The 1,719-nt window shown below is 61.5% G+C and carries 1 protein-coding gene and 1 pseudogene; both read left to right on the plus strand.

What is annotated here, in order from left to right:
• A partial coding sequence (locus tag AC2FNA_RS24130) for a hypothetical protein (protein ID WP_496830972.1) occupies positions 1-180 on the plus strand: 180 nt, incomplete at its 5' end.
• Between the two features lie 180 nt (positions 181-360).
• Positions 361-1,719: pseudogene (locus AC2FNA_RS24135) on the plus strand (hypothetical protein); the annotation flags it as partial.

A 1,719-nucleotide genomic window follows, 5' to 3' on the forward strand; every position in this document is an offset into this window, starting at 1 on the left:
GACGGCGGCACCGGCTCGGATTACGCGCTGTTCGACGGCGACCGGGCCGAATACACCCTGACCCGCACCGCCGACAACGCGGTCACCGTTCGCGGCCCCGACGGCACCGACAGCCTGATCAACGTCGAGTATTTCCGCTTCGACGACGGAGATGTGCGGATCTGGGATCTGGACTTGTGAATTTCCTCGACAGGTAGAAGGCGGGCAGGACAGTTCGCACGCCTTTTCAATCACTTTGACAAAAAAGACCCCTCATCCCAAAATGAGCGGCACCGGGTCTCGCAAGCGGCCTTCCGGCATTTTCGCCGGGAGGAACTGCTATTTTAAGGGCGCCCGCACGTATTTGATCAGGAGTATCGTATGGCAATTTCAATGGGCAGCACCTATCTCGGCGCGGATGTCGGTTTTGGCAGCGTTCGAACCGAAGTCGGCAGTGGCGGCATCTATCGCGTCGGCGATATCGGGATCGCGGTTTCCGGAAATCGTGTCGCCGGGTTCGACGACACGGGCGTCCTGTTCGGCAATGTGGAATATGCCGACGCATCGGGCCTGGGGCTGGGCAATCTGCTGCCCTATCACGTCCGCGACAACAAGGACGGTACATTCTCGATCTATTATCAGGTGCGCGATGCCGATCCGCTGCCGGTGACCATCAGCAATTTCAAGGTCACGCTGGATTTGAATGGCCAGCCGACCGGACCTGCGCAATCGCTTACCGGATTGCTGGCGATCACCAACAACACCATGCTGGATTTTGCCGCCGACATGCCGAATGGAAACATTCTGCTGGTTCCGCAAAGCGAGTCACGCCTGTATTTTGTCAGCCCCGATGGCGCCGTGATCACCACCGCCGAGCCCTTTCCCGGGCTGGGAAAGCATGGCAACGCCTCCGTGCAGCAGCACCCCTATGACGTCGCCTTTGTGAACAACAAGATCTTCTTCGCCTGGACCCAGACCACCGCCGGCTCGGCGATCAAGACACAAGCCCAGATCTACAACATGGACGGCACCATCGCGGTGCCCGCCTTCGACATCAGCGCCGCGGATTCCAGCGGCTTCGGATCTCCCGGTTCGGTTCAGGTCGAAACGCTGTCCAACGGCAAGGTGGTGGCGGTCTGGACCGATGCTTCGGGACAGGAGACCAATGCGGATCAGACCTCGGTCTGGTTCAGGATCTACAATGCCGATGGCAGCGTGGCGGTTGGGCCGACCCAGGTCAATGACGTCACCCGGGGCAGGCAGGACACCCCGATCCTGTTCGCAACCGAAAACGGGTTTGTCATCGGCTATTCGGTCCTGACCTTCTCCGCTCCGGGATTGAACGAGGGGCGATTGAAGGAATACGACAACGCCGGAACCCTGCTGGACACCAAGATCGGAATTCCATTCGGCCAATCGGGCAGCGCGGTGCGCACCGACGCCGATTCCGCCTTCATCCTGTCGGGCAACCTGCTTGAGGTCCAGCTTCCTTCGGGCGGTGGCGGTGGCGGGACGCCGCCCATCGAAGGCACAAACGCAGGCGAGGCGGTGGCCGGGACGGCGGCGGCGGAGGTGATCAACGCCTTGGGCGGTGCCGACTGGATCACGCCGGGGGGTGGCAATGACACGATTGATGGCGGGGACGGCAACGACATGGTCTCGTTCATCGACCTGCCCGACACGCCGGGGCGGACCAATCTGCAGTTCCGGCTGGATGTCGACCTGGAGGCTGGCACCGCG

The sequence above is a fragment of the Ruegeria sp. YKSD163 genome (assembly GCF_059612905.1).